Origin of the sequence: Variovorax sp. 679, from assembly GCF_003952185.1 — a bacterium.
Classification (GTDB): domain Bacteria; phylum Pseudomonadota; class Gammaproteobacteria; order Burkholderiales; family Burkholderiaceae_C; genus Variovorax.
The window spans coordinates 423426-444079 of record NZ_RXFS01000003.1 but is presented as its reverse complement, the minus strand read 5'-3'; the positions used below and the strand labels follow the sequence as shown (position 1 = coordinate 444079).

Genomic DNA, 20654 nt, shown 5'->3' with positions numbered 1-20654 from the left:
CAACAACGAGATTCCAATGAAAGCCGCCCGAACTCCAACCGACAGCAATCCGTGGGCCCAGCGCCTGGGCCGCATCCTCATCACCCTGGCCGTGGTGGCCGCCGCCGTGTGGGCCGGCCTGCGCCTGTGGGACCACTACGAACTCGCGCCGTGGACGCGCGACGGCCGCGTGCGCGCCAACGTCGTGCAGATCGCGCCCGACGTGTCGGGCCTCGTCACCGCGGTGCCGATCCACGACAACCAGCCGGTGGCCGCCGGCACGCTGCTGTTCGAGGTGGATCGCGCGCGCTACGACCTCGCCGTGCGCCAGGCCCAGGCCGCGCTCGCCGCGCAGCGCGCCGTGAGCGCCCAGGCCCAGCGCGAGAACGCGCGCAACACCGGCCTCGACGAACTGGTGTCGAAGGAGTCGCGCGAACAGACCCGCTCGCGCGTCGAGCAGATGCAGGCGGCGGTCGCGCAGGCCGAGGTGGCGCTCGACTCGGCCCGCCTCAACCTGCAGCGTGCCGAAGTGCGCGCGCCCACCGGCGGCCTCGTCACCAACCTCGACCTGCGCCAGGGCAGCTACGCCGCGGCGGGCCGGCCGGTGCTCGCACTGGTCGATGCGCAGTCGTTCTACGTCGAAGGCTATTTCGAGGAAACGAAACTGCCGCGCATCCACCTCGGCGACCGCGTGCGCGTCACGCCCATGGGCGGCGGCGCGGTGCTCGAAGGCGCGGTCGAGAGCGTGGCAGCCGGCATCGCCGACCACGACCGCTCCACCAGCGCCAACCTGCTGCCCAGCGTGAACCCGACCTTCAACTGGGTGCGGCTCGCGCAGCGCATTCCGGTGCGCATCAAGCTCGATCCGCTGCCGCAGGGCGCGCGCCTTGTCGCCGGCCAGACGGTCACGGTGCAGGTGCTGGAGAACAAGGCGGCGCAGAAGACGGCTGCAACGGCTTCCACGCCGCAGAAGGGATGAACGAAATGACCAGCTTCGCATTCCGCCTCGCATCGCAGGCCGCCGCCGCCGCGCTCGCGGCCTGCGCGGCGGTCGGCCCCGACTACAAGCAGCCGCCCGAAGCGCTCGCCAGCCAGAGCGCCGCCAGCAAGCCTTTCGCCGAGGCGCCCGCCGATGCCGCGCCGCTGCCCGCGCACTGGTGGCGCCTGTATCACGATCCGCTGCTCGACAAGCTGGTCGAGCAGGCCCTCGCGCACAACACCGACCTGCGCCAGGCCGTTGCGAATCTCGAGCGCGAGCGCGCCATCGAGGACGAGACCGCAGGCGCCAAGCACCCCACCATCGGCGTGAACGGCGGCCCTTCGTTCGGCCACGTCTCGGGCCTGTCGCTGCTGCAGAAGGGCTACGAGCCGCCGAGCACCTTCAACTACAGCGCGGGCGTCTCGCTGTCCTACCAGGTCGACCTGTTCGGCCAGATCCGCCGCGCCATCGAGGCCTCGCAGGCCAGCACGCAAGCCGCCGAAGCCGCGCTCGACCTCGTGCGCGTGAACGTCGCGGCCGGCACCGCGCGCGCGTACGCCGAAGCCTGTTCCACCGGCCTGCGGCTGCAGATCGCGCAGAAGTCCGTCGCACTGCAGCAGGACGCCGTCAACGTCACCGACCGCCTGCAACGTGCGGGCCGCGCCGGCGCCATCGATGCGAATCGCGCGCGTGCGCAGTTGCAGCAGCTCAACGCAGCGCTGCCGCCGCTGAAGGCCGAGCGCCAGGGCGCGCTGTACCGCCTCGCCACTCTCACAGGCGCGCTGCCGCAGGACTTCCCGCGCGAGGTGGCCGACTGCACCGTGCCGCCGCGTGTTGCTGGCGTGCTGCCGGTGGGCGACGGCGCCGCGCTGCTGCGCCGCCGCCCCGACATCCGCCAGGCCGAACGCAGCCTCGCCGCATCGACCGCGCGCATCGGCGTGGCGACGGCCGAGCTCTATCCGAAGGTCACGCTGGGCCTCTCGGGCTCCTCGGTGGGGCACGCCGACGGCTTTGGCCGCAAGGACACCTTCGCCTGGAGCCTCGGCCCGCTGATCTCGTGGACCATTCCGAACACCGGCGCGGCGCAGTCGCGCATCGCACAGGCCGAGGCCGGCACGCGTGCTGCGCTGGCGAAGTTCGACGGCACGGTGCTCACCGCGCTGCGCGAAACCGAAACCGCGCTCGCCACCTATGCACGCGAGCTCGACCGCCGCGCCGCGCTGCAGGCCTCTCGCGACGAGAGCGCCAAGGTCGCCGCGCAGGCGCGCCAGCTCTATCAGAACGGCCGCACCGGCTACCTCGACGCGCTCGACGCCGAACGCTCGCTGGCCGCCAGCGAAGCCGCGCTCGCGGCCAGCGAGGCGCAGCTGGCCGACGACCAGGTGGTGCTGTTCATGGCGCTCGGCGGCGGCTGGGAGCCCGATGACGCCCATCTCGCCCAGGGTTCGACGCCGGCCAACCCAGCGCAATGACATCGGCCGCCACATCCGCGCAGCCGCAGCGCCGCCCGCACGCGCCGCTGTGGCTGCTCGCGCTGGTCACCTTCAGCGGCACGCTGGCCATGCACGTCTTCGTGCCCGCGCTGCCCATCGCCGCGAAGAGCCTCGGTGCCGGCATCGGCGAGATGCAGATGACCGTGAGCCTCTACATCCTCGGCCTCGCGGTGGGCCAGCTGGTGTACGGCCCGCTGGCCGACCGCTACGGGCGGCGGCCGGTGCTGCTGTTCGGGCTGGGGCTCTATTGCGTGGCGGGTCTTGCGGCCGCGCTCGCGCCCGAGGTGCATTCGCTGATCGCCGCGCGCCTGTTCCAGGCGGTGGGTGGCTGCGCCGGCCTGGTGCTCGGCCGCAGCATCGTGCGCGACACGGCCGAACCGCAGGAGGCCACGCGCCGTCTCGCGCTGATGAACCTGATGGTCACCGTCGGCCCGAGCCTCGCGCCGCTGGTCGGCGGCGCGCTCGCCACTGCGTTCGGCTGGCGCTCGATCTTCTACGCGCTGTTCGGTCTGGGCGTGGTCGGCTTCCTGTTCACTTGGCGCCTGCTGCCCGAAACCGGCACGCCGGGCGCGGTCGTCAACGCACGCGACCTGGCGCGCAACTACGGCAAGCTGCTGGCCTCGCCGGCCTTCCTGGGTTTCTCGATAGGCGGCGGCTGCGCCACCACGTCGATGTACGCCTTCATCGCGTCGGCGCCCTTCATCTTCGTGGACCAGCTGCACCGGCCGGCGCACGAGGCGGGCATCTACCTCGCCATCCTCGTGTCGGGCGTGTGGCTTGGCAGCTTCCTCACCAGCCACCTGATTTCGCGGGTGCGGGTCGACCGCCTCATGATCCGCTCGAACGCGCTGAGCGTGGCCGCGGCCTTCGTGCTGCTCGGCGCCGCGTTGAGCAGCCATCTATCGGTGCCGCTCATCGTCGCCTGCATGTTCCTGTTCACCGTGGGTGCCGGCATGGCCGCGCCGGCCGCGCTCACGCAGGCCATCAGCGTCAACCCGCAGGTCATCGGCTCGGCCTCGGGCCTCTACGGCTTCACGCAGATGGCGGTGGGGGCGCTGTGCACTGCGCTTGCGGGCATGGGGCACAGTAACCCGGCGCTGGCCTCGGCCATCGTGCTGGCGGGGGCGGGCTTCGTGGCGCAGCTGTCGTTCGCGATCGCGCTGCGCACGCAGAAGCGCGCGGCCGCCGCAGCGAAGCTCAGCGCGTGAACAGCCAGCCGCCCTTGGGCTGGCGCACCAGCTCATGGCGCTTGATGGCGCGCTCTTCTCCGTCGTCGCCCACGTAGACCACCTCGAAGCGCAGCAGCTTCGGCGAGACCATCTTCCAGTTCTGGATGCGCTTCACGGTCACGCAGGCGGTCTTGTCGTGGTACTGCATCTCCGCCATCGGGCCGCCCTGGAAGCCGCTGCCGTCGAACAGACGGCCGGGCGCCGCGAAGGGGTTGAGCACCGCGCCGTTGCGCGCGGTGATGCAGCCCTCGGTACGCACGAACGATTCGATGGTCGGCGAGGCGCTGCGAACCACCTTGCCCACGGCGGGGCTCGGCGGCTTGCTGGCGATGGCCTCGCGGATGCGCTCGACCTGCTCCTCGGTGATGGGCGCGAGGCCGTCCTTCGAGACGATGGGCGGCGGTGGCGCGGGTGGCGCAGGCGGGGGCTCGGGCGCGAGGTAGCTGCAGCCCGCCACCAGTGCCAGCGGCACCGTGCAGGCAAGGGCGGTGCCCCGTGTTCCGAATTTCATGGCTCAGTCTCCCTGTCGGCGGCCCTGTGGGGCCGCGGCTGAAAAATTGCGGGCCGCGAACACGCGGTGCATCGTCGTCCTCTGTCTTCCTTCGCTTCTTTTCTTTCCTGGCTGTTGTTCTTCAGAAGCGTTCGTGGGGCGCAAGGTAGCGCCACTGGCCGGGCTGCAGTCCCGCCAGCGGCACGCGGCCGATGCGGATGCGCCGCATCGCCACGATGCGAAGGCCGACGCCGTCGCAGATGTTGGCGATCTGTCCTGGCCGCGCGCCCTTGAGCGCGAAGCGCAGGCCGGTCTGTTCGTCGGTCTGCCGGCCGATGCTCACGCGTGCCGGCGAGCGCTCCAGCCGCGTCAGCACCTCGGGGCTCACGGGGCCGGCCACGTCCACCATCACCTCGTGCTCGAGGATGCCGGCGTCTTCCTGCAGCTTGCGTTCGATGCGGAATTCCTGCGTGTACGCGACCAACCCGCTGGCGCCGGTCTCGAGCGGCGTCATGCAGCGCTGCGCCTTCGCATGCGCCGGCAGAAAGCGCAGCCCGGCGCGCTCGGGCTCGTGATGGTTCGCGGCAACAAGCAGGCGGTGCGCGGTGTCGGTAGGCATGCCCGCAGGCTTGTACAGCAGCAGCGTGACAGGCAACACGGGCTCGGGCTTCGCGCCGGCCTCGATCTCGACCTTCTGGTGCGGCAGCACGCGCGACTGCGGCAGCATCTGCGGCACACCGTCGACGCGCACCGCGCCGTTCTCGATCAGCAGCTCGGCTTCGCGGCGCGACACGCCGGCCAGCGCAGCCACGCGCTTGGCGAGGCGGATGCCTTCGTCTTCGGCGGGAGCGTTCATGCTCATCGGGCCGCCGCCAGCTGGCGGATGCGCGCCACGTGCGCGGCCAGCGAACGCGCGGCCACCGGCCACATGCGTTCGGGCACGTCGTCGTAGGCCAGCGGCAGCCAGTCATCGGGAGTGCCTTCGGGCAGCTTCTGCATCGCGGCGGCGATCTTGGCCTCGCGCTTCAGCCGGTGCGCCTTCAGCATGCCGATGGCGGTGCGGGCGAAGCCGATCACGTAACCGTGCGCGGGCAGGATGAATTCGATGCCGCCGGCCTCGCAGGCCGCGTCGAGAGCGTCGAGCGAATCGAGGTACGCGCTCATGTCGCCGTCCGGCGGATCGACCACCGTGGTGCTGCCGTTGAGGATGTGGTCGCCCGAGAACAGCAGGCCGTCTTCCTCCAGCACCAGGCACAGGTGGTTGGCCGCGTGGCCGGGCGTGTGGATCACGCGCAGCGTGTGGGTGATGGCCTCACCCGTGGCGCTTGTGCCGGAGAGCACGAGGCGTTCTCCATCGTCCAGCTCGCGCTCGGGCGTGAAGCGTGCAGTTGCGCGTGCGGTCGGCTTCGAGGCCAGCCCGAGGATCGGCGGCTTGCTGCCGTTCTTGCACAGCGCCTGCAACGGCGCCGCGCCCGGCGAGTGGTCGGCATGCGAGTGCGTGCAGACGATCATGCGGATGTCGCCCTGCGTGGCGCGCCACAGCCGGCCGATGTGGTCGAAGTCGTTCGGGCCCGGATCGATCACGATGTAGCCGGTGGCCGCGTCGCCCACGATGTAGCTGTTGGTGCCCGGGCCGGTCATCGCGCTCGGGTTGGGCGCGGTCAGGCGCATCACGTTCTTCAGCAGCGGCACCGGGTGCTCGCTCTGCCAGTCGAGCGCGTGCAGCACCTGGCCGTCGGGGCAGACCAGCGCGAGCTCGCCGTAGGGCGACTCGTGCTCCATGTAGCGCGCGTCCTCGCCCTTGAGCAGGCCGGCGCGCGGGCAGCTGGTCCACAGCGGGGTTTCGCCGGCGCAGGCCGCGAGCAGGGCGTCGACGGTGGCGTAGGCGGCCATGCGCTGCAGCGTGCGCACGGTCGGGAAGATCATGAAGAAGGTGCCGGCCTCGTGGCGCGCCAGCGCATCGGCGGGGCGCACCCAGCAGGGTTCGAACTGCTCGCTCTCGTCGGCCTTGGGCGACTGGCCCTCGGGCATGCGCGCCACCAGGAAGGGCACGTCGAAGCGACGGGGCAGGTCGCGGTCGGTCATCCAGTGCGCGAAGGTGAAGACGCGGTCGGAGTCGAGCACCAGGCCGCGCGCTGCGCACTGGTCGGCGAAGGCGGTGCCGGCGGTGTCGGCGCGGTCCATCGAGGCGATCTCCTCGGCCGTGACGGGGCTGCCGTCGGCATGGTGCGCGAGCAGGATGCCCAGTTCTTCGAAAGCCTCGCGGATGGCCGCGATGGCCTGCGTGCGCTGTACACGGCTCTGCGTGGGGCGGCGCGTGGCGATGCGCTTGGCCGCCTCGTCGGCTTCGTCGATGTGGCCGCCTGGAAACACGTACGCGCCGGGCGCGAAGCTGGCGGTGGCGGAACGGCGGGTCATGAGCACTTCGATGCCGGCGGCGCTGTCGCGCAGCAGCAGCACCGTGGCGGCCGGGCGAAGGGGCGCGGGCTCGCGTGGGATATGTAGTTGTTGGGAGGAACGGACCATGGGCCAATTATGGAGAGCGGGCGCGGTACGTGCATGTCGCGCATAAGCTCATATGGATTCGGGCATCAGCCGCGCGCCACAATGCGCGCCTGCACCGTCTGCATTGAAGACAAAAGACTGACCGACCGAAAGACTGCAATGGCTCATTCTCCACTCACCCGTCTTGCCAGATTCGCCCGATTCACCAGATCCGCCCGCCGCGGGCTGCTGCTGGCCACGGCATCGCTCGCCGTGCCCGCCGCCTTCGCCCAGCACGCCGCGCACGACTGGCCGCAACAACCCGTCACGCTCATCATGGGCTTTCCGGCCGGCTCGGGCGTGGACGTGGTGGCCCGCACCATCCAGGAGCCGTTGTCGAAGCAGCTCGGCAAGCCGGTCATCATCGACTACAAGTCGGGCGCCGCCGGCAACATCGCCAGCGACTACGTGGCCCACTCCAGGCCCGACGGCTACACGCTCTCGTTCGGCACCGCCGCCACGCACGGCAGCAACGCCGCGCTCTACAAGAAGCTGCCCTTCGACGTGGAGGCCGACTTCGTGCCGGTGGCGCCGGTGCTCGACGTGTCGAACGTGCTCACCATCAATCCCGACGTGATCAACGTCAAGACCTTGAAGGAATTCGTCGAGCTGGTCAAGGCCAACCCCGGCAAGTACAACTATGCGTCTACAGGCAACGGCGCCGGCACGCACATGGCCTTTGCCGAGTTCAACTCGCGCCTGGGCCTGAACATGGTGCACGTGCCCTACAAGGGCGGCCCCGAGGCCATCACGTCGGTGGTGCGCGGCGAAACGTGCTGCATCATGAACCAGGTGCAGACCGTGCTGCCGCACTACAAGGCCGGCAAGGTGCGCCTGCTGGGCGTGACCACCGCCGCGGCCGTGCCGGCGGTGAAGGAGGTGCCCACCATCGCGTCGAGCGGCCTTCCCGGCACCAAGGGCTTCGACAGCTCGATCTGGTTCGGCATCTTCGCGCCCAAGGGCACCGACCCGCAGATCGTCGACAAGCTCAATGCGGCCGTGAAGGCGGTGCTCGAGACCCCCGAGATCCGCGAGCGCTTCGAGAGCCAGGGCAACACCGTGCGCATCGAGTCGCCCGCGCAGTTCAGGAAGACCGTGCACGACAACCGCGTGAAGTGGGCCGAGATCGCGAAGGCCGCGAACATCAGCATCGACTGACGCAGTTCTTTTCCATTGCGTCTTCGTCTGCTTGAGGGCGCTTAGAGCCGAAGTCGTAGCCCGCGACCGCCTTCAGCGCGAACGCGGGCCGCGACGGAACTAGGTGCTCTCCTGCCTGACCGCCGACACCGCGGCGCGCAACGCCAGCAGGTAGCTGTCCACGCCGAAGCCGCAGATCTGCCCCCTGACGATCTCGGCGAAGACCGACTTGTGCCGGAACTCCTCGCGCGCGTGGATGTTCGACATGTGCAGCTCCACCACCGGGCAGGTCAGTATCGCCAGCGCATCGCGGATGCCGTAGCTGTAGTGGGTCCACGCCCCGGCGTTGATCAGCACCGCGTCCTTGCCCTGCTCGAAGGCCTGGTGGATGCGCTCGCACATCGGGCCCTCGCTGTTCGTCTGGTAGCTCTCTACCTCGGCACCCAGCTCGCGGCCGAGCGCCTGCAGCGCGGTGTCGATCTCCGCGAGCGTGGTGGTCCCGTACTGCTTCGGGTCGCGCTTGCCGAACATGTTGTGGTTGATGCCGTGAAGCATGAGCACGTTCATCGCGGTTTCCTTTCCTGCTGTTGATGATTCGGTCGGCTGCGGCATTGCCATCAGCGCGATGGCTGCCACGACGCCAGAAGCTCGCGCGTTGCCGCGCAAGCTCGAGCCGCGCGCTCTGCGTGCCCGAGCGCCGGATGGGTGCTGCCGGTCGGCACTTCCACGCCGACGGGTATGTCCCGCGGCAAGGCGTCCATGAAAGCCTTCAGCGGCAACTCGCCTTCGCCGGGAAACAGGCGCCCTTCGCGCGCCTCGGCCACGATGCCGGCATCCGTCGGGTCCTTGCGCGGCGCATCGCACAGTTGCACCGAGCCCAATGCGCTGGCCGGCACTTCCCGCAACATTTCCGCCGTGCCACCGGAGCGGAACAGGTGCAGCACGTCGATCAGCAGTCGCCCGTTGGCCCGCCCCGCGCGCTTGACGATTGCGAGTGCCTGCGGCAGCGTGCCGACGATGCGGAAGCGCATGAACTCCAGGTCCACGCCGAGGCCGACGCTCGCCGCGAGATCGCACAGCGCGCCGAAGCGATCGACGAGGCGGCCCGCGTCGGCATCGTCGCCCGACACGTTGATGCGCCTCGCGCCCAGCTCCGCAGCCAGCCCCAGCGCAGGCGCGAACTCCCAGAGGCGAACCTCCGGCGTCAGCGGAATGAATTCGACGTCGTGGATGCCTACGCCGGCATCGGCCATTCGACGTCGCCACGCCGGCACCGTGGCAGCGCTCAACGGGTAGGAGACCGCACCCGGCGCAGCGGGAAGGATGCGGATGCCGACGTTCTGGAAGCCGGCCTCGGCCGCAAGGTCGAACAGATCGGGTGGCGCAACGTCGAGCACCGTCAGGTGGGCGAGGGACAGGGGCGTCATTTGTGGAGCACCTGTCCGAGAAAATCACGCAGCCGCGCGTGCCTCGGGTTCATGAAGAACTCCTCCGGTGGCGCCTGCTCGACGATCTCGCCGCGGTCCATGAAGAGCACGCGGTCGGCCACGGCCCGCGCGAAGCCCATCTCGTGCGTCACGCACAGCATCGTCATGCCTTCTTCGGCGAGGCCGATCATGGTGTCGAGCACTTCCTTCACCATCTCGGGGTCGAGCGCAGAGGTCGGCTCGTCGAAAAGCATGATGCCCGGCGTCATGCACAGCGCCCTGGCGATGGCCACGCGCTGCTGCTGGCCGCCGGAGAGCTGCGCCGGGTACTTCTTCGCATGCTCGGGAATGCGCACGCGCGACAGGTACTTCATCGCCGTGGCCTCGGCTTCGGCCTTGCCCGTGCCGCGCACCTTCATCGGCGCGAGCATGCAGTTCTCCAGCACCGTGAGATGCGGAAACAGGTTGAACTGCTGGAACACCATGCCGACCTCGGCGCGCACGGCCTTGACGTTTCTCGCGTCGGCACCGAGGTCGATGCCGCCGACGACGATGCGGCCCTTCTGGTACGGCTCCAGTCGGTTGATGCAGCGGATGGTCGTCGACTTGCCCGAGCCCGACGGGCCGCAGATGACGATGCGCTCGCCCTTGCGCACCTTCAGGTCGATGTCGGTCAGCACCTGCATCGTGCCGTACCACTTGCTGACCTTTTCCATCGAGATCACGGTTTCCGCGCCGACCGCATGCGGCACGGCGTGGTCCGGGGCGATGCCGGAGTCCTGGGAAATCATGGCCGGCGCCATCACTTCGTCACCACGCGGGGCAGGGCAGCCTCGGTCTCGCCGGAGGCCGGCAGGTCCTTGTCCATCTCCTGCCCGATCCATTTCTTATAGAGCGCGGGCAGTTCGCCGCTGGCCATCTTGCGCCCGATGAAGTCGTTGATGTAGCCGACCCACTCACGCTCGCCCGGCCGCACGGTGGCGCCCTGGAAGCCGCGTGCCACCACCAGCTTGACCTCGTACTTGCCGGCGCCCGCGACCTGCGCGATGGGCCCGAGTTGCGAGTTCGCGGCGCCGGCCAGGTCCACCTGGCCCGAGAGCAGCGCCTGCACCGCGGCGGCATCGTCGTCGAAGCGCTGGATGGTCGCGCCCGTCCTGGCCTGCGTCACCGACGAGTCCTGCACGCTGCCGCGCGGCACGCCGATGCGCAGGCCCTTCAGGTCGGCGTAGCTCTTCATCGGCGGCGAGCCGGTCTTGCCGATCAGCACCGTCTCGAGGTACGAGTAGGGCCGCGAGAACAGCACGACCTTCTGCCGGTCGGCAAGGATCGTGACCACTGCCGCAAGCATGTCGACCTGCCCTGTCAGCAGCGCCGCCGTTCGGTTGGCCACCGTCACCGGCGTGAACTCGGGCTTCACGCCCAGGTCCTTCGCGAGCATTTCGGCGAACTCGATGTCGTAGCCCGTCAGCTTGCCGCCCTTGTCGCTGAACCCCCAAGGCACCTGGGCCACCTGCGCGCCGATCTTCAGCACGCCGGCTTTCTTGATGTCGGCCACTTTCTGCGCCTGTGCGAGGCCTTGCATTGCCAGCCCCAGCAGCAGCACGAGCGCGGCGCGGCGGATGAATTGTCTGAACATGATTTGTGCTCCTCGGGTGGATGCGGCGGGATCCGCGGTTCTCTGTCTGTCGAAAAGGGGAATCGAAAAGGGGAGTCAATGACCGGCGGCGAAGCGCCGCTCCAGCCGTGCGCTGTAGCGCGACAGCGGAAAGCAGATCGCGAAGTAGCAGGCCCCCACCAGCCCGAAGGCGAGCAGCGGCTTGTAGGTGATGCTGGAAACCAGCTGGCCCGAGCGCGAGAGTTCGACGAAGCCGATGATGGCCGCCAGCGACGTGCCCTTGATGAGCTGCACCAGGAAGCCGACCGTGGGCGCGAACGACATGCGCAGCGCCTGCGGCAGCACCACGTAGCGCATGCGTGCGCCGTAGCCCAGTCCCAGCGCGGCGGCCGCCTCGGTCTGCCCGCGCGGCACCGCCTGGATGCCGCCGCGCCAGATCTCTCCGAGGAAGGCGCCGGCATGCAACGTCAGCCCCACGGCCGCGGCCACCCAGACGTTGACCTTCCATCCGAGCACCGGCAATCCGTAGAACACCAGGAACAGCTGCAGCAGCATCGGCGTGCCCTGGAAGAAGTCGATGAAAGCGGCTGCGGTCATGCGCAGCCCCTTCGCGGGCGCCGTGCGCGCCAGCGCCACCAGCAGCCCCGCCAGACTGCCGCCGATGAAGGCGATGGCGGACAGCGCGAGCGTGGCGCCCAGGCCGGCGGCGACGAGCCAGAACTCGGTCAGCGTGAAGTCGCGGATCATGGTCGCCTCCTCACCGTGCGGGGTACGAGAAGTACAGCCGGTCGATCGCCTTGAACACCGTCGAGAAGATCGTCGACATCGCCAGGTACAGCAGCGCCGCCACGATGTAGACCTCGAAGCTGCGGAAGGTGGCCGAGTCGATGTTCTGCGCGACCGATGTCAGCTCTTCGGCCGAGATCGACGAGACGATGCTGGTCGTCAGCAGCAGCATCACGAACTGCCCCGTCAGCGCCGGATAGATCGTGCGCAGCGCGGGCTTGATCACCACGTAGCGCAGCGTCTGCAGGGGGCTCAGGCCGAGCGCCGCGCCGGCCTCGAACTGCCCGCGCGGCACCGACTCGATGCCCGTGCGCAGGATCTCCGCTGAGAAGGCCCCGAGGTTCAGGCTCAGCGCCAGCACCGCCGCCGTGTTCGGCGTGAGGCTGACCCCGAGCGACGGCAGGCCGAAGAAGACGAACAGTACCTGTACCAGGAACGGCGTGTTGCGGATCAGCTCGATGTAGGCCCCGGCGAGCCAGCGAAGCCCTTTGATCGGCGATCGCTTGCCGAGCACGGTCAGCAGGCCCGCGGCGAGGCCAATGGCCACCGACACGGCGGAAAGCCGCAGCGTCAGCCAGCAGCCTTCGGCGAAGGCTTCCCAATGCGGCAGCAGCACCGCGAAGTCGAATGTGTAGCTCATGGCTGTTTGCTCTTGTCTCGTTGAGCGGTTCTTGTTCGATGTCTCTCTCTCTGTCTCTCTTCAGGGGCCTGCGTGAAGGCCCGGCGCCCGCGTCAGGGCGCGTGCGTGTCCTACGAGGGCAAGGTCACGCTGCTTCCGGTGGCGGCCGCCTCGGTCACCGCCAGGGTCGCCTCGAGCGTGCGGAAGCCATCGAGCGCGGAGCACACCGGTTCCTCGCGGCCTTCGATGAGCGCGGCGAAGTGGCGTATCTGCTCGGTGTACGGGCAGCCGGTGTGCACGGCGGTGCGCTCCTGCGTCAGTGGGTCGTGCCAGCCTTCGGCCGGGCCCTGGTCCTCGCGGTAGCGCCAGAGCTCCAGGCGCGGCAGCGTCAGCGACCCCTCGGTGCCCGAGTAGAAGTGCGCGTTGATGTCCTGGCGCGGAAAGCGCTCCGCCTCTCCCACGCCCAGGTCCCAGTTCCACGGCGCCACCGCCGTGTCGGACACCGTGACCGTGCCCAGCGCGCCATTGCGGAACCGCAGCACCACCGCGGCCGTGTCCTCGACCTCGAAGCCGCGCACCGCATTCGAGGCCAGCGCCTGCACGCTCTCGATTTCCCCGTAGAGATGGCGCATCAGGTCGATGTCGTGGATCAGGTTGATCAGGATCGGCCCGCCGCCCTGCTGGCGCCGCCACTTCACGTCGAAGTAGTCGCGCGGCTTGAACCAGGTGCACAGCACCGTCGCGCTCACCGGGCGCCCCAGCGTGCCCCCGGCAACGATGGCCCGCGCCCTGCGCATGATCGGGTTGTGGCGGCGCTGGTGGCCCACCAGCACCGGCAGCCCCGTGGCCTTCGACGCCTCGCAGATGCGCCGTCCGTCTTCGAGCGTGTCGGCGATGGGCTTTTCGACCAGCACCGCCGCGCCGCGCTCCAGGCATTCGATGGTGATGCGCGCATGCGTCGCGTTCGGCGTCGCGACCACCACGCCCCTGGGCATCGTCTCGGCGAGCATCGCGCGATGGTCGGCGAAGCAGGGCACGCCGGCCGAGCGCGCCAGCTCGGCCGCCGCCGGTGTCGGATCGGCGATGCCGACCAGTTCTACGTCGGCGCTGTTCAATGCGCGATCGATGTGGGTCTTGCCGATCAGGCCTGCGCCGATGACCGCGATGGGGAGTTTGCTCATGGACCTTGTCTCGTTGGCTGTAGGAACTGCCGCGGAGTCTAGTAACAACAGAGAGAACTACAATCCGCCTTCTGTTGACCCGGTATCAACAGATCGTTGATAAAAAAGCCATGGACCTGAAAGACCTGGAAGTGTTCTGCGAGGCCGCCCGGCGTTCCAGCTTCGCCGGCGCCTCCCTCGAGATCGGAACCACGTCGGCGCACATCAGCAAGCGCATCGCCATCCTCGAATCGCAGCTCGGCGTGCGCCTGTTCCACCGCACCACGCGGCGCGTGGTGATCACCGAGGACGGCGAGCGCGCCTACCAGTGGGCGCAGCGCATCCTCGACGACGCCAACGCCATGTCGGAGGCCTTCAGCAGCGCCAAGAAGGAGCCCTCGGGCCCGCTGCGCATCGCCACCAGCCAGCGGCTCGGGCGCGAGCACGTCGCGCCCATCCTGTCGGCGCTGGGCAAGCGCTATCCGCGCATCGAGGTCTGGCTGGAGCTGATGGACCGGCGCGTCGACCTGATCACAGAGAACTTCGACCTGGACATCCGCGTGGGCGACCCCACCCAGCCGCGGCTCATCGCGCAACGCATGGTCGAGAGCCGGCGCATCCTCTGCGCCTCGCCCGACTACCTCGCGCAGCACGGCCATCCGAAGACCGTGGCCGAGCTTGCGGAGCACGAGTGCCTGCTGTTCCGCGAGCGCGACCAGCCTTTCGGCAACTGGCGGCTGATGGGCCCCCGGGGCATGGAGGCCGTCAAGGTGACGAGCCGCTTCAGCTCCAACCACAGCGACGTCGTGCGGGGGTGGAGCATCGACGGCAAGGGCATCTGCCTGCTGTCGATCTGGGACGTGGCGCAGCCGCTGATCGAAGGCCGCGTGACGCGCGTGCTGCCTGCGTACCACGAGCCGGCCGACATCTGGGCCATGACCAGCACCCGCACTGCCGGCTCGGCGAAGGTGCGTGTGTGCGTGGAGTTCCTGAAGAAGCAGCTGGCGAACGGGCCGCACGCGCTGAACATCAATCCGGAGGTGCCGCGCGGCTGAGCGGCGCTCTCAGCTGCGCTGCGGGCGCTTCGTGGCCGGCATCGTCATCGCCACCACCCCCGCCACCACGCAGGCCAGCCCGAGCCATGCCGTGGCCGCCAGCGTCTCGCCGAGGAACACCACGCCGATCGTCACGCCGATGGGCACGCGCAGATAGGCCTGGGCGGCGGTGGACATCGGCCCCAGAGTCTTGATCAGCCGGAAGTAGATCGTGAAGGCCAGCGCGGTCGAGAGCACCGCGAGCGCTAGCACCGCCGCCATCGATGCTGAAGAGGGCGAGAGCGTCCACGGCCTGTCGACCACGAGGCTCGCGGGCAGCAGCATCGCCGCGCCGCTGACCAGCGAACCTGCGGCCGGCACCATCGGGTCCAGCCCCTTGAACACGCGGCCGAACATCGCGGCGCAGCCGTAGCAGACGGCGGCGGCCACCAGCCCGAGCTGCGCGAGCAGCGAATGCCCGAGCCCGTTCAGCGCCTCGAAGCCCACGATCAGGCAGATGCCCGCAAGGCCCGCGCCCACGCCGAACATGCGGCGCAGCGTCGGTTTTTCGGAGCCGCCGAGGCCCAGCCCCAGCAGGAAGATGAAGATCGGCGAGGTCGAGTTGAGGATCGTCGCCAGCCCCGCGTCCACGCTGCGCTCCGCCCATGCGATGAGCGTGAAGGGCAGCACGCTGTTCAGGCAGGCCTGCAGCGCGAAGCGGCCCCACATCGCCGGCTCCTTCGGCAGCCTCACGCCGCGCACGCGCAGCACGGCGAGCAGAAGCGCTCCGGCAATGAGCGTGCGCGCCGCGATCAGCGTGACCGGCGGAATGGTCGCCACGCCGATCTTGATGAAGGTGTAGGAGGCGCCCCAGCAGGTGGCGAGCAGCGCGAGCAGTGCCCATTCGAGGGCGAGGCTGGTGTGGGGCTTGTCGATGGAGGAGGGTGTTGATGCGTGCATGGTGCGCCGATCATTCCCTCACCGGCGCGGCCACACTTCGGCCGCGAACGAAGCGTGGATGCCTCAGTGGTCGTGCGCGTGCGGTTTGCTGTTCATGCTGCCGTTCAGCAGCGTCGCCAGGTCGACTTCCTGCTCGGCCGCAGCCCCGGCGATCACGCGCTGCTCCAGCTCGTCCAGGTGCTCCAGCGCCACGGCCAGCGCCTTGTCGAGCGACTTGCCCGTGGCCAGCGCCTCGATGATCTGCTCATGCTCGCGCGGCGCGCAGCTCGCGGCCTCGGCGGAGTCGTACAGCGCCTTGTAGAGCTCGGTGTTCGAAATGAGCCGCTTGATGTACGACAGCAGCTCCTCGCTTTCCGCCATCTGCGCAAGCAGCAGGTGGAAGTCGCCCGCCAGCTTGATCGCGTCCTCGCGCCGGCCTTCCTTGAAGGCCTTCTGCTCCGCCTGCACGTGCTTGCGCAGCGCGGCCACCTGCTCGCGCGAGAGATTGCCGAACAGCGTGGTCACCAGCCCGGCCTCGACGATGCGGCGCGCGCGGTAGATGCCGCGCATGTCGTCGATGGAGGGGTTGGGCACGAAGGCGCCGCGGTTGTGCTCCAGCACCAGCCGCTTTTCCGACCCCAGCCGCGCCAGCACCTTGCGCACCGCGCCGCGCGTGCAGCCCAGCGCCTCGGCCAGCGCGCGTTCGCGCAGAGGCGTGCCGGGCCGCAGCTTGCCGCTGAGCAGCGCCTTCGACACGGCGGCGTAGACGCGTTCGTCCACGTTCGCGTCGTCGGCTTCCGTGAGTTCGGGGGAGGGGGCGGTCGCTGGGGTCTTGCGGGCGGCGGAGGGCATAGGCAGCCGGATTATTGCTTGCGCGATGTCGCCCCCGGGTAAGCCCCTGGATTGACTCGCCCGGTCGTGCTCCGTACCATTCGCGCCGTTTGGTTAACCAAAATAAATTGTATGGTTAACCAAAATCACAGAAAATCCCAACCAGAGACATGAATCGAGGCTCTCCATGAAATCCGCCAAATGGCTTGCCGCACTGCCGGTCGCCGCCTTCTTCAGCGGGGGATGGCTGTCCTCCGTCGCGCCCACCTTCGTGCTCGGCATGCCCTTCCTGATGGTGTGGAACGTCAGCTGGCTGGTGCTGACCTCGCTGATCATGGTGGTCATCGACCGCGCCGAGGGCGACATCGACGCGCCTTCGGCCACCGGAGACGCGCGATGAACGCCGCGCTCGGAGTCATCGCCCTGTTCGTCGTCGGCGCGCTGGGCCTCGCGGTGCTCGCGCGGCGCGGCCGCACCATGAACCTGGAGCAATGGGCGCTCGGCGGGCGCGGGCTGGGTGCCATCATGGTGTTCCTGCTGATGGCGGGCGAGTCGTTCTCCACTTTCACCTTCCTGGGCGCGAGCGGCTGGTCTTACAGCAAGGGCACGCCGGCCTTCTACATCCTGGCCTACGGCGGGCTGGCCTACCTCATGGCCTTCTGGATGCTGCCGGCCGTCTGGCGCTACGCCACCACGCACAAGCTGGTGTCGTTCTCGGACTTCTTCGCGCACAAGTACGACAGCCGCCCGCTCGGCGTGCTGGTGTCGGTCGTGGCGCTCATGGGCATGGTCGCGTTGCTGACCATCCAGCTGCGCGGGCTCGGCATCATCGTGTCGGAGGCCTCGTACGGCTCCATCGCGCCGCAGGTGGCGATCTGGATCGGCACGCTGGTGATGGTGAGCTACATCCTGTTCTCGGGCATCCACGGCTCGGCCAGCATCGCGATCGTGAAGGACATCCTGATCCTCGCGCTCGCCGTGTTCCTCGGCATCTACCTGCCGTGGCACTACTACGGCGGCGTCGCGCCCATGTTCACCGCCATCCATGCGGCCAACCCCGGCTTTTTCGAGTTCCCGAAGGAAGGCCTGAACCTCACCTGGTACAACTCGACCATCCTGCTGACGGCGCTGGGCTACTACCTCTACCCGTTCAACCTCACCTCGGTGTACGCGGCAAAGAGCGCGAGCGCGGTGCGGCGCAACACCATCCTGATGCCGCTGTACCAGGTGGTCATCGCCTTCCTGTTCCTGGTCGGCTTCGCGGCCATCCTGCAGGTGCCGGGGCTCAAGGGCTCCGACGTCGACCTGGCCCTCTTCGGCCTCGTCAAGCACACTTTCGACCCGTGGTTCGTCGGCGTGATCGGCGGCACGGGCGTGCTCACCGCGCTGGTGCCGGGCTCGATGATTTTGCTCACGGCCTCCACCGTGATCGGCAAGAACGTCTACAAGGAAGGCTTCGCGCCCCATGCCACCGACAGGCAGGTCTCGCGCGTGGCGCGCGGCGTGCTGCCGGTGTTCGCGCTGGTGGCGGTGTACTTCGTGCTGCGCGGCGGCACCACCATCGTGGCTGTTGCCATCTTCGCCTCCAGCCTGCTCACGCAGCTGCTGCCCTCGCTGCTCTTCAGCCTCATGAAGAAGCCCTTCGGCAACAAGCACGCCGCCTTTGCGGGCATCCTGGTCGGCGGCGCGGTGCTGGCCTTCATGATGACCACGAGCTCGAACCTCGGTACGCTGTTCCCGGCCGCGCCTGTCGTCTTCAAGTCGCTCAACACAGGGCTCGTGGCTCTGGCGACCAATGCGCTGGTGTTCGTGATCGTGGCGCTCTTCACCCCGCGCATCTCGCCGCGCACCGCCGTGGCGCAACCCGCCTGATGAAGATTTCAAGAATAGGACTCCCACCATGTCATCGCTCCTGATTCGCAACGTGCGCCCCATGGGCGCTTCCCCGGTCGACGTGCGGGTGCAGGACGGACGCATCGCCGAGCTCGGCACCGCGCTCGCCGCGCCCGCAGATGCCGCCGTCGAGGAAGGCCACGGCGCCTTGCTGCTGCCCGGCCTCGTCGAGGGCCACACCCATCTCGACAAGACGATGTGGGGCATGGACTGGTACCGCAACGAAGTCGGCACGAACCTCACCGACAAGATCGAGAACGAGCGTGCCTTCCGCCACACCAGCGGGCACGACGCGGCCGCGCAGTCGCTTGCGCTCGCCAAGGCATTCCTCGCGCTGGGCACCACGCGGCTGCGCACGCACGTCGACGTCGACACGCAGGCTGGCCTGCGCCATCTCGAAGGCACCCTGCGCACGCGCGAGACGCTGCGCGAGGTGCAGCAGATCCAGGTCGTCGCCTTTCCGCAATCGGGCCTGCTCGGCCGGCCCGGCACCGCCGAGCTGCTCGACCAGTCGCTGGCGATGGGCGCCGACGTGCTCGGTGGCCTCGACCCCTGCGCCATCGACGGCGACCCGGTGAAGTCGCTCGACGTGCTTTTCAACATCGCCCACAGGCACCAGCGCCCCGTCGACATCCACCTGCACGAGCCCGGCGCCATGGGGGCCTTCTCGCTCGATCTGATCCTGCAGCGCACCGAGGCGTTGGGCATGCAGGGCAAGGTCGCCATCAGCCACGGCTTCTGCCTCGGCGACGTTAGCGAACGCGAGCGCGATGCGTTGCTCGCGCGCATGGCGAAGCTGGGCGTGGTGCTCATCACCAGCGCGCCGCCTTCGCGCACCGTGCCGCCGCTCATGGCTTGCCGGCAGGCCGGCGTGACAGTGCTCGGCGGCAACGACGGCATCCGCGACACCTGGTCGCCCTACGGCATCCCCGACATGTTGGAGCGCGCCATGATCATCGGCCTGCGCTACAACCTGCGCCGCGACGACGAGATCGAAGTGGCGCTCGACACCGTCACCCACTCCGGCGCGCGCGGCTGCGGCTTCGAGAACTACGGCCTCGTGCCCGGCAACCGTGCCGACCTCGTGCTGGTCGACGCGCAGACGGTCGCGCACGCCGTCGTCTCGCGGCCCGTGCGCAAGCTGGTGGTGGCGGGCGGGCGCGTCGTTGCGCGCAACGGCATGCTGAGCGCCGAACTGGCCGCCTTGTGAAGGCAGGGGGCAAGCACGACGGAGGCATCGCCTTCGCAATCGTCATCGTGCTGGTGGCGCTGAACCTGCGCGCCTTTCTCACGTCGAGCAGCCCGTTGCTCGAACCCATCCGCACTGCGACCGGCATCGGCTTCCACTCGGTGGCGTTGCTGACGGTGCTGCCAATGTTCGCGATGGGCGCCACCTCGCTCTTCGGCGCGGCCGTCGGCCAGCGCATCGGCGCGCGCGGCGGCGTCGCGCTCGGGCTCGTGGCCATCGCCGTTGCCTGTGCCAGCCGCTATGTGGCCGGCGGCGCGGCGGCGCTGCTGTGGAGCGCCGCGCTCGCGGGCGCTGGCGTCGGCCTGGTGCAGGCGCTGATGCCCGGCGTGGTGAAGCAGGCTTACCCGGCGCGCATCGGCGTGATGACCGGGCTGTACTCCGCCGCCATCATGGGCGGCGGCGGGCTTGGCGCCATGGCCAGCCCGTGGGTCGCGCATGCACTGGGCGGCGACAAGGGGCCCGACTGGCACGCAGGCCTCGCGATCTGGGCCCTGCTCGCAACCTTCGCGCTGCTGTACTGGCTCAACATGCGGCGCATCGAATCCACTTCCACAGCCGAGGCGCCGGGCCTTCGCGGCCTTTCATGGCTGCGCTGCTTCGCGAGCCGCCGCGCATGGCTGCTGGCCGCGTGCTTCGGCCTCATCAACGGCGGCTACACCAGCCTCGTCGCGTGGCTGCCGCACTTCTATGCGCAACAGGGCTGGACCGCGCAGCAGGGCGGCTCGGTGCTTGCGCTGATGACTGCCGCGCAGGTGGTCTCCGCGCTCGCCATGCCTGCCATCGCGCGCAGCCGCGGGCGCGACCTGCGGCCCTGGCTGGTGCTCACGCTCGCCGCGCAACTCGCAGGCTTCTGTGCGCTGACCTTCGATGCGCCCGTGCCGGCCGTCGCCATCGCCGTCGTCCTGGGCTTCGGTCTCGGCGGCGCGTTCTCGCTGTGCATGGTGCTCGCGCTCGACCACCTGCCCGACCCCGCGCAGGCCGGTGCCCTCGCGGGCTTCATGCAGGGTGTCGGCTTCATGATCGCGGCGCTTGCGCCGTTCGTCACTGGCTGGGTGCGCGAGCAGACCGGCGGCTTCACGCTCGCGTGGGCTTATCTCGCGGCGGTCGTGGCGGCGCTGCTGCCGCTCATGCTGCGCTTCGATCCGCGTCGCTATGCAGCCGCCACGGCGGGCCTCTTCGTTGCGCGCGGCACTCAAGCCGGCGCACCATCCATCAACGCGCTCGACAGCGCGGCCACCAGAAAGGTCTGA

The 20654-nt window shown here is 69.2% G+C and carries 21 protein-coding genes; 9 read left to right on the top strand and 12 right to left on the bottom strand.

The window, feature by feature from the left end:
- Positions 1-16: 16 nt before the first annotated feature.
- The 3 genes from EJO71_RS09415 to EJO71_RS09405 are packed head-to-tail and all read left to right on the top strand — an operon-like array spanning position 17 to position 3659.
- Positions 17-958, top strand: a complete 942-nt coding sequence (locus EJO71_RS09415) for an HlyD family secretion protein (protein ID WP_125948255.1) — start codon at positions 17-19, stop codon at positions 956-958.
- Entirely contained in the window at positions 955-2430 is a 1476-nt protein-coding gene (locus EJO71_RS09410) for a TolC family protein (RefSeq protein WP_125948256.1), read from the top strand. The genes EJO71_RS09415 and EJO71_RS09410 overlap by 4 nt, the downstream gene beginning before the upstream one ends.
- Positions 2427-3659, top strand: a complete 1233-nt coding sequence (locus EJO71_RS09405) for a multidrug effflux MFS transporter (protein ID WP_125948257.1) — start codon at positions 2427-2429, stop codon at positions 3657-3659. Before EJO71_RS09410 ends, EJO71_RS09405 begins: the two co-directional genes overlap by 4 nt.
- On the opposite strand, the gene EJO71_RS09400 is transcribed toward EJO71_RS09405, so the two are convergent.
- The 3 genes from EJO71_RS09400 to EJO71_RS09390 all read right to left on the bottom strand — a co-directional run bounded on the left by EJO71_RS09400 (position 3649) and on the right by EJO71_RS09390 (position 6696).
- Positions 3649-4191: a hypothetical protein gene (locus EJO71_RS09400; RefSeq protein WP_125948258.1), complete on the bottom strand. Its 543-nt coding sequence runs from the start codon at positions 4189-4191 to the stop codon at positions 3649-3651. The two genes, EJO71_RS09405 and EJO71_RS09400, sit on opposite strands and share 11 nt — an antisense overlap.
- A gap of 121 nt (positions 4192-4312) precedes the next feature.
- Complete coding sequence (locus EJO71_RS09395) at positions 4313-5026, bottom strand: RNA pseudouridine synthase (protein WP_125948636.1); 714 nt, start codon at positions 5024-5026, stop codon at positions 4313-4315.
- 2 nt (positions 5027-5028) lie between these two features.
- Complete coding sequence (locus tag EJO71_RS09390; protein WP_125948259.1) at positions 5029-6696, bottom strand: MBL fold metallo-hydrolase; 1668 nt, start codon at positions 6694-6696, stop codon at positions 5029-5031.
- A 138-nt stretch (positions 6697-6834) separates the two neighbouring features.
- Between EJO71_RS09390 and EJO71_RS09385 the strand changes: the two genes are divergently transcribed.
- Positions 6835-7872 (top strand): tripartite tricarboxylate transporter substrate binding protein, encoded by a 1038-nt coding sequence (locus EJO71_RS09385; protein ID WP_171022512.1) that lies wholly within the window; start codon positions 6835-6837, stop codon positions 7870-7872.
- A gap of 99 nt (positions 7873-7971) precedes the next feature.
- Here the strand turns inward: EJO71_RS09385 and aroQ are convergent, their stop codons facing one another.
- The 7 genes from aroQ to EJO71_RS09350 all read right to left on the bottom strand — a co-directional run bounded on the left by aroQ (position 7972) and on the right by EJO71_RS09350 (position 13479).
- Positions 7972-8418 carry a type II 3-dehydroquinate dehydratase gene (gene aroQ / locus EJO71_RS09380; RefSeq protein ID WP_125948260.1) on the bottom strand — a complete coding sequence of 149 codons (447 nt, stop codon included), beginning with the start codon at positions 8416-8418 and terminating at the stop codon, positions 7972-7974.
- Positions 8419-8468: 50 nt separating this feature from the next.
- Positions 8469-9278 (bottom strand): TIM barrel protein, encoded by an 810-nt coding sequence (locus tag EJO71_RS09375; protein WP_125948261.1) that lies wholly within the window; start codon positions 9276-9278, stop codon positions 8469-8471.
- On the bottom strand, positions 9275-10069 hold the full coding sequence (locus tag EJO71_RS09370) for an amino acid ABC transporter ATP-binding protein (RefSeq protein ID WP_125948262.1): 795 nt from the start codon (positions 10067-10069) through the stop codon (positions 9275-9277). Before EJO71_RS09370 ends, EJO71_RS09375 begins: the two co-directional genes overlap by 4 nt.
- An 11-nt stretch (positions 10070-10080) precedes the next feature.
- Positions 10081-10914: a transporter substrate-binding domain-containing protein gene (locus tag EJO71_RS09365; RefSeq protein ID WP_125948263.1), complete on the bottom strand. Its 834-nt coding sequence runs from the start codon at positions 10912-10914 to the stop codon at positions 10081-10083.
- A gap of 75 nt (positions 10915-10989) precedes the next feature.
- Positions 10990-11640, bottom strand: coding sequence for an amino acid ABC transporter permease (locus tag EJO71_RS09360; protein ID WP_125948264.1), 651 nt, complete (start codon positions 11638-11640; stop codon positions 10990-10992).
- A gap of 10 nt (positions 11641-11650) precedes the next feature.
- Positions 11651-12319: an amino acid ABC transporter permease gene (locus tag EJO71_RS09355; RefSeq protein WP_125948265.1), complete on the bottom strand. Its 669-nt coding sequence runs from the start codon at positions 12317-12319 to the stop codon at positions 11651-11653.
- Between the two features lie 110 nt (positions 12320-12429).
- Positions 12430-13479, bottom strand: a complete 1050-nt coding sequence (locus EJO71_RS09350; protein ID WP_125948266.1) for a Gfo/Idh/MocA family oxidoreductase — start codon at positions 13477-13479, stop codon at positions 12430-12432.
- 110 nt (positions 13480-13589) lie between these two features.
- Between EJO71_RS09350 and EJO71_RS09345 the strand changes: the two genes are divergently transcribed.
- On the top strand, positions 13590-14513 hold the full coding sequence (locus EJO71_RS09345; protein WP_125948267.1) for a LysR family transcriptional regulator: 924 nt from the start codon (positions 13590-13592) through the stop codon (positions 14511-14513).
- Between the two features lie 9 nt (positions 14514-14522).
- Here EJO71_RS09345 and EJO71_RS09340 read toward each other — a convergent pair whose 3' ends face one another.
- Together EJO71_RS09340 and EJO71_RS09335 are read right to left on the bottom strand one after the other, a co-directional pair.
- The gene (locus EJO71_RS09340) at positions 14523-15452 is read right to left on the bottom strand and encodes an EamA family transporter (RefSeq protein WP_125948268.1); all 930 of its coding nucleotides are present in this window, start codon (positions 15450-15452) and stop codon (positions 14523-14525) included.
- A gap of 63 nt (positions 15453-15515) precedes the next feature.
- Entirely contained in the window at positions 15516-16283 is a 768-nt protein-coding gene (locus EJO71_RS09335; RefSeq protein WP_125948269.1) for a GntR family transcriptional regulator, read from the bottom strand.
- A gap of 166 nt (positions 16284-16449) precedes the next feature.
- On the opposite strand from EJO71_RS09335, the gene EJO71_RS09330 reads away from it, so the two are divergent.
- Genes EJO71_RS09330 through EJO71_RS09315 form a run of 4 tightly spaced genes read left to right on the top strand, consistent with a single transcriptional unit; the run spans position 16450 to position 20654 of the window.
- The gene (locus EJO71_RS09330; RefSeq protein WP_125948270.1) at positions 16450-16662 is read left to right on the top strand and encodes a DUF3311 domain-containing protein; all 213 of its coding nucleotides are present in this window, start codon (positions 16450-16452) and stop codon (positions 16660-16662) included.
- Positions 16659-18134, top strand: a complete 1476-nt coding sequence (locus EJO71_RS09325) for a sodium:solute symporter (protein WP_125948271.1) — start codon at positions 16659-16661, stop codon at positions 18132-18134. The genes EJO71_RS09330 and EJO71_RS09325 overlap by 4 nt, the downstream gene beginning before the upstream one ends.
- Before the next feature lie 28 nt (positions 18135-18162).
- Positions 18163-19365, top strand: a complete 1203-nt coding sequence (locus EJO71_RS09320; RefSeq protein ID WP_125948272.1) for an amidohydrolase family protein — start codon at positions 18163-18165, stop codon at positions 19363-19365.
- Complete coding sequence (locus EJO71_RS09315) at positions 19362-20654, top strand: cyanate transporter (protein ID WP_125948273.1); 1293 nt, start codon at positions 19362-19364, stop codon at positions 20652-20654. The genes EJO71_RS09320 and EJO71_RS09315 overlap by 4 nt, the downstream gene beginning before the upstream one ends.

Bases quoted from the DNA above. Each gene is read 5' to 3' on its own strand.
- EJO71_RS09330 (WP_125948270.1), top strand. From the start codon at position 16,450: ATGAAATCCGCCAAATGGCTTGCCGCACTGCCGGTCGCCGCCTTCTTC.
- EJO71_RS09370 (WP_125948262.1), bottom strand. From the start codon at position 10,069: ATGATTTCCCAGGACTCCGGCATCGCCCCGGACCACGCCGTGCCGCAT.
- EJO71_RS09355 (WP_125948265.1), bottom strand. From the start codon at position 12,319: ATGAGCTACACATTCGACTTCGCGGTGCTGCTGCCGCATTGGGAAGCC.
- EJO71_RS09405 (WP_125948257.1), top strand. From the start codon at position 2,427: ATGACATCGGCCGCCACATCCGCGCAGCCGCAGCGCCGCCCGCACGCG.
- EJO71_RS09395 (WP_125948636.1), bottom strand. From the start codon at position 5,026: ATGAACGCTCCCGCCGAAGACGAAGGCATCCGCCTCGCCAAGCGCGTG.
- aroQ (WP_125948260.1), bottom strand. From the start codon at position 8,418: ATGAACGTGCTCATGCTTCACGGCATCAACCACAACATGTTCGGCAAG.
- EJO71_RS09335 (WP_125948269.1), bottom strand. From the start codon at position 16,283: ATGCCCTCCGCCGCCCGCAAGACCCCAGCGACCGCCCCCTCCCCCGAA.
- EJO71_RS09375 (WP_125948261.1), bottom strand. From the start codon at position 9,278: ATGACGCCCCTGTCCCTCGCCCACCTGACGGTGCTCGACGTTGCGCCA.
- EJO71_RS09360 (WP_125948264.1), bottom strand. From the start codon at position 11,640: ATGATCCGCGACTTCACGCTGACCGAGTTCTGGCTCGTCGCCGCCGGC.
- EJO71_RS09345 (WP_125948267.1), top strand. From the start codon at position 13,590: ATGGACCTGAAAGACCTGGAAGTGTTCTGCGAGGCCGCCCGGCGTTCC.
- EJO71_RS09390 (WP_125948259.1), bottom strand. From the start codon at position 6,696: ATGGTCCGTTCCTCCCAACAACTACATATCCCACGCGAGCCCGCGCCC.
- EJO71_RS09415 (WP_125948255.1), top strand. From the start codon at position 17: ATGAAAGCCGCCCGAACTCCAACCGACAGCAATCCGTGGGCCCAGCGC.
- EJO71_RS09320 (WP_125948272.1), top strand. From the start codon at position 18,163: ATGTCATCGCTCCTGATTCGCAACGTGCGCCCCATGGGCGCTTCCCCG.
- EJO71_RS09385 (WP_171022512.1), top strand. From the start codon at position 6,835: ATGGCTCATTCTCCACTCACCCGTCTTGCCAGATTCGCCCGATTCACC.
- EJO71_RS09365 (WP_125948263.1), bottom strand. From the start codon at position 10,914: ATGTTCAGACAATTCATCCGCCGCGCCGCGCTCGTGCTGCTGCTGGGG.
- EJO71_RS09400 (WP_125948258.1), bottom strand. From the start codon at position 4,191: ATGAAATTCGGAACACGGGGCACCGCCCTTGCCTGCACGGTGCCGCTG.
- EJO71_RS09410 (WP_125948256.1), top strand. From the start codon at position 955: ATGAACGAAATGACCAGCTTCGCATTCCGCCTCGCATCGCAGGCCGCC.
- EJO71_RS09340 (WP_125948268.1), bottom strand. From the start codon at position 15,452: ATGCACGCATCAACACCCTCCTCCATCGACAAGCCCCACACCAGCCTC.
- EJO71_RS09350 (WP_125948266.1), bottom strand. From the start codon at position 13,479: ATGAGCAAACTCCCCATCGCGGTCATCGGCGCAGGCCTGATCGGCAAG.
- EJO71_RS09325 (WP_125948271.1), top strand. From the start codon at position 16,659: ATGAACGCCGCGCTCGGAGTCATCGCCCTGTTCGTCGTCGGCGCGCTG.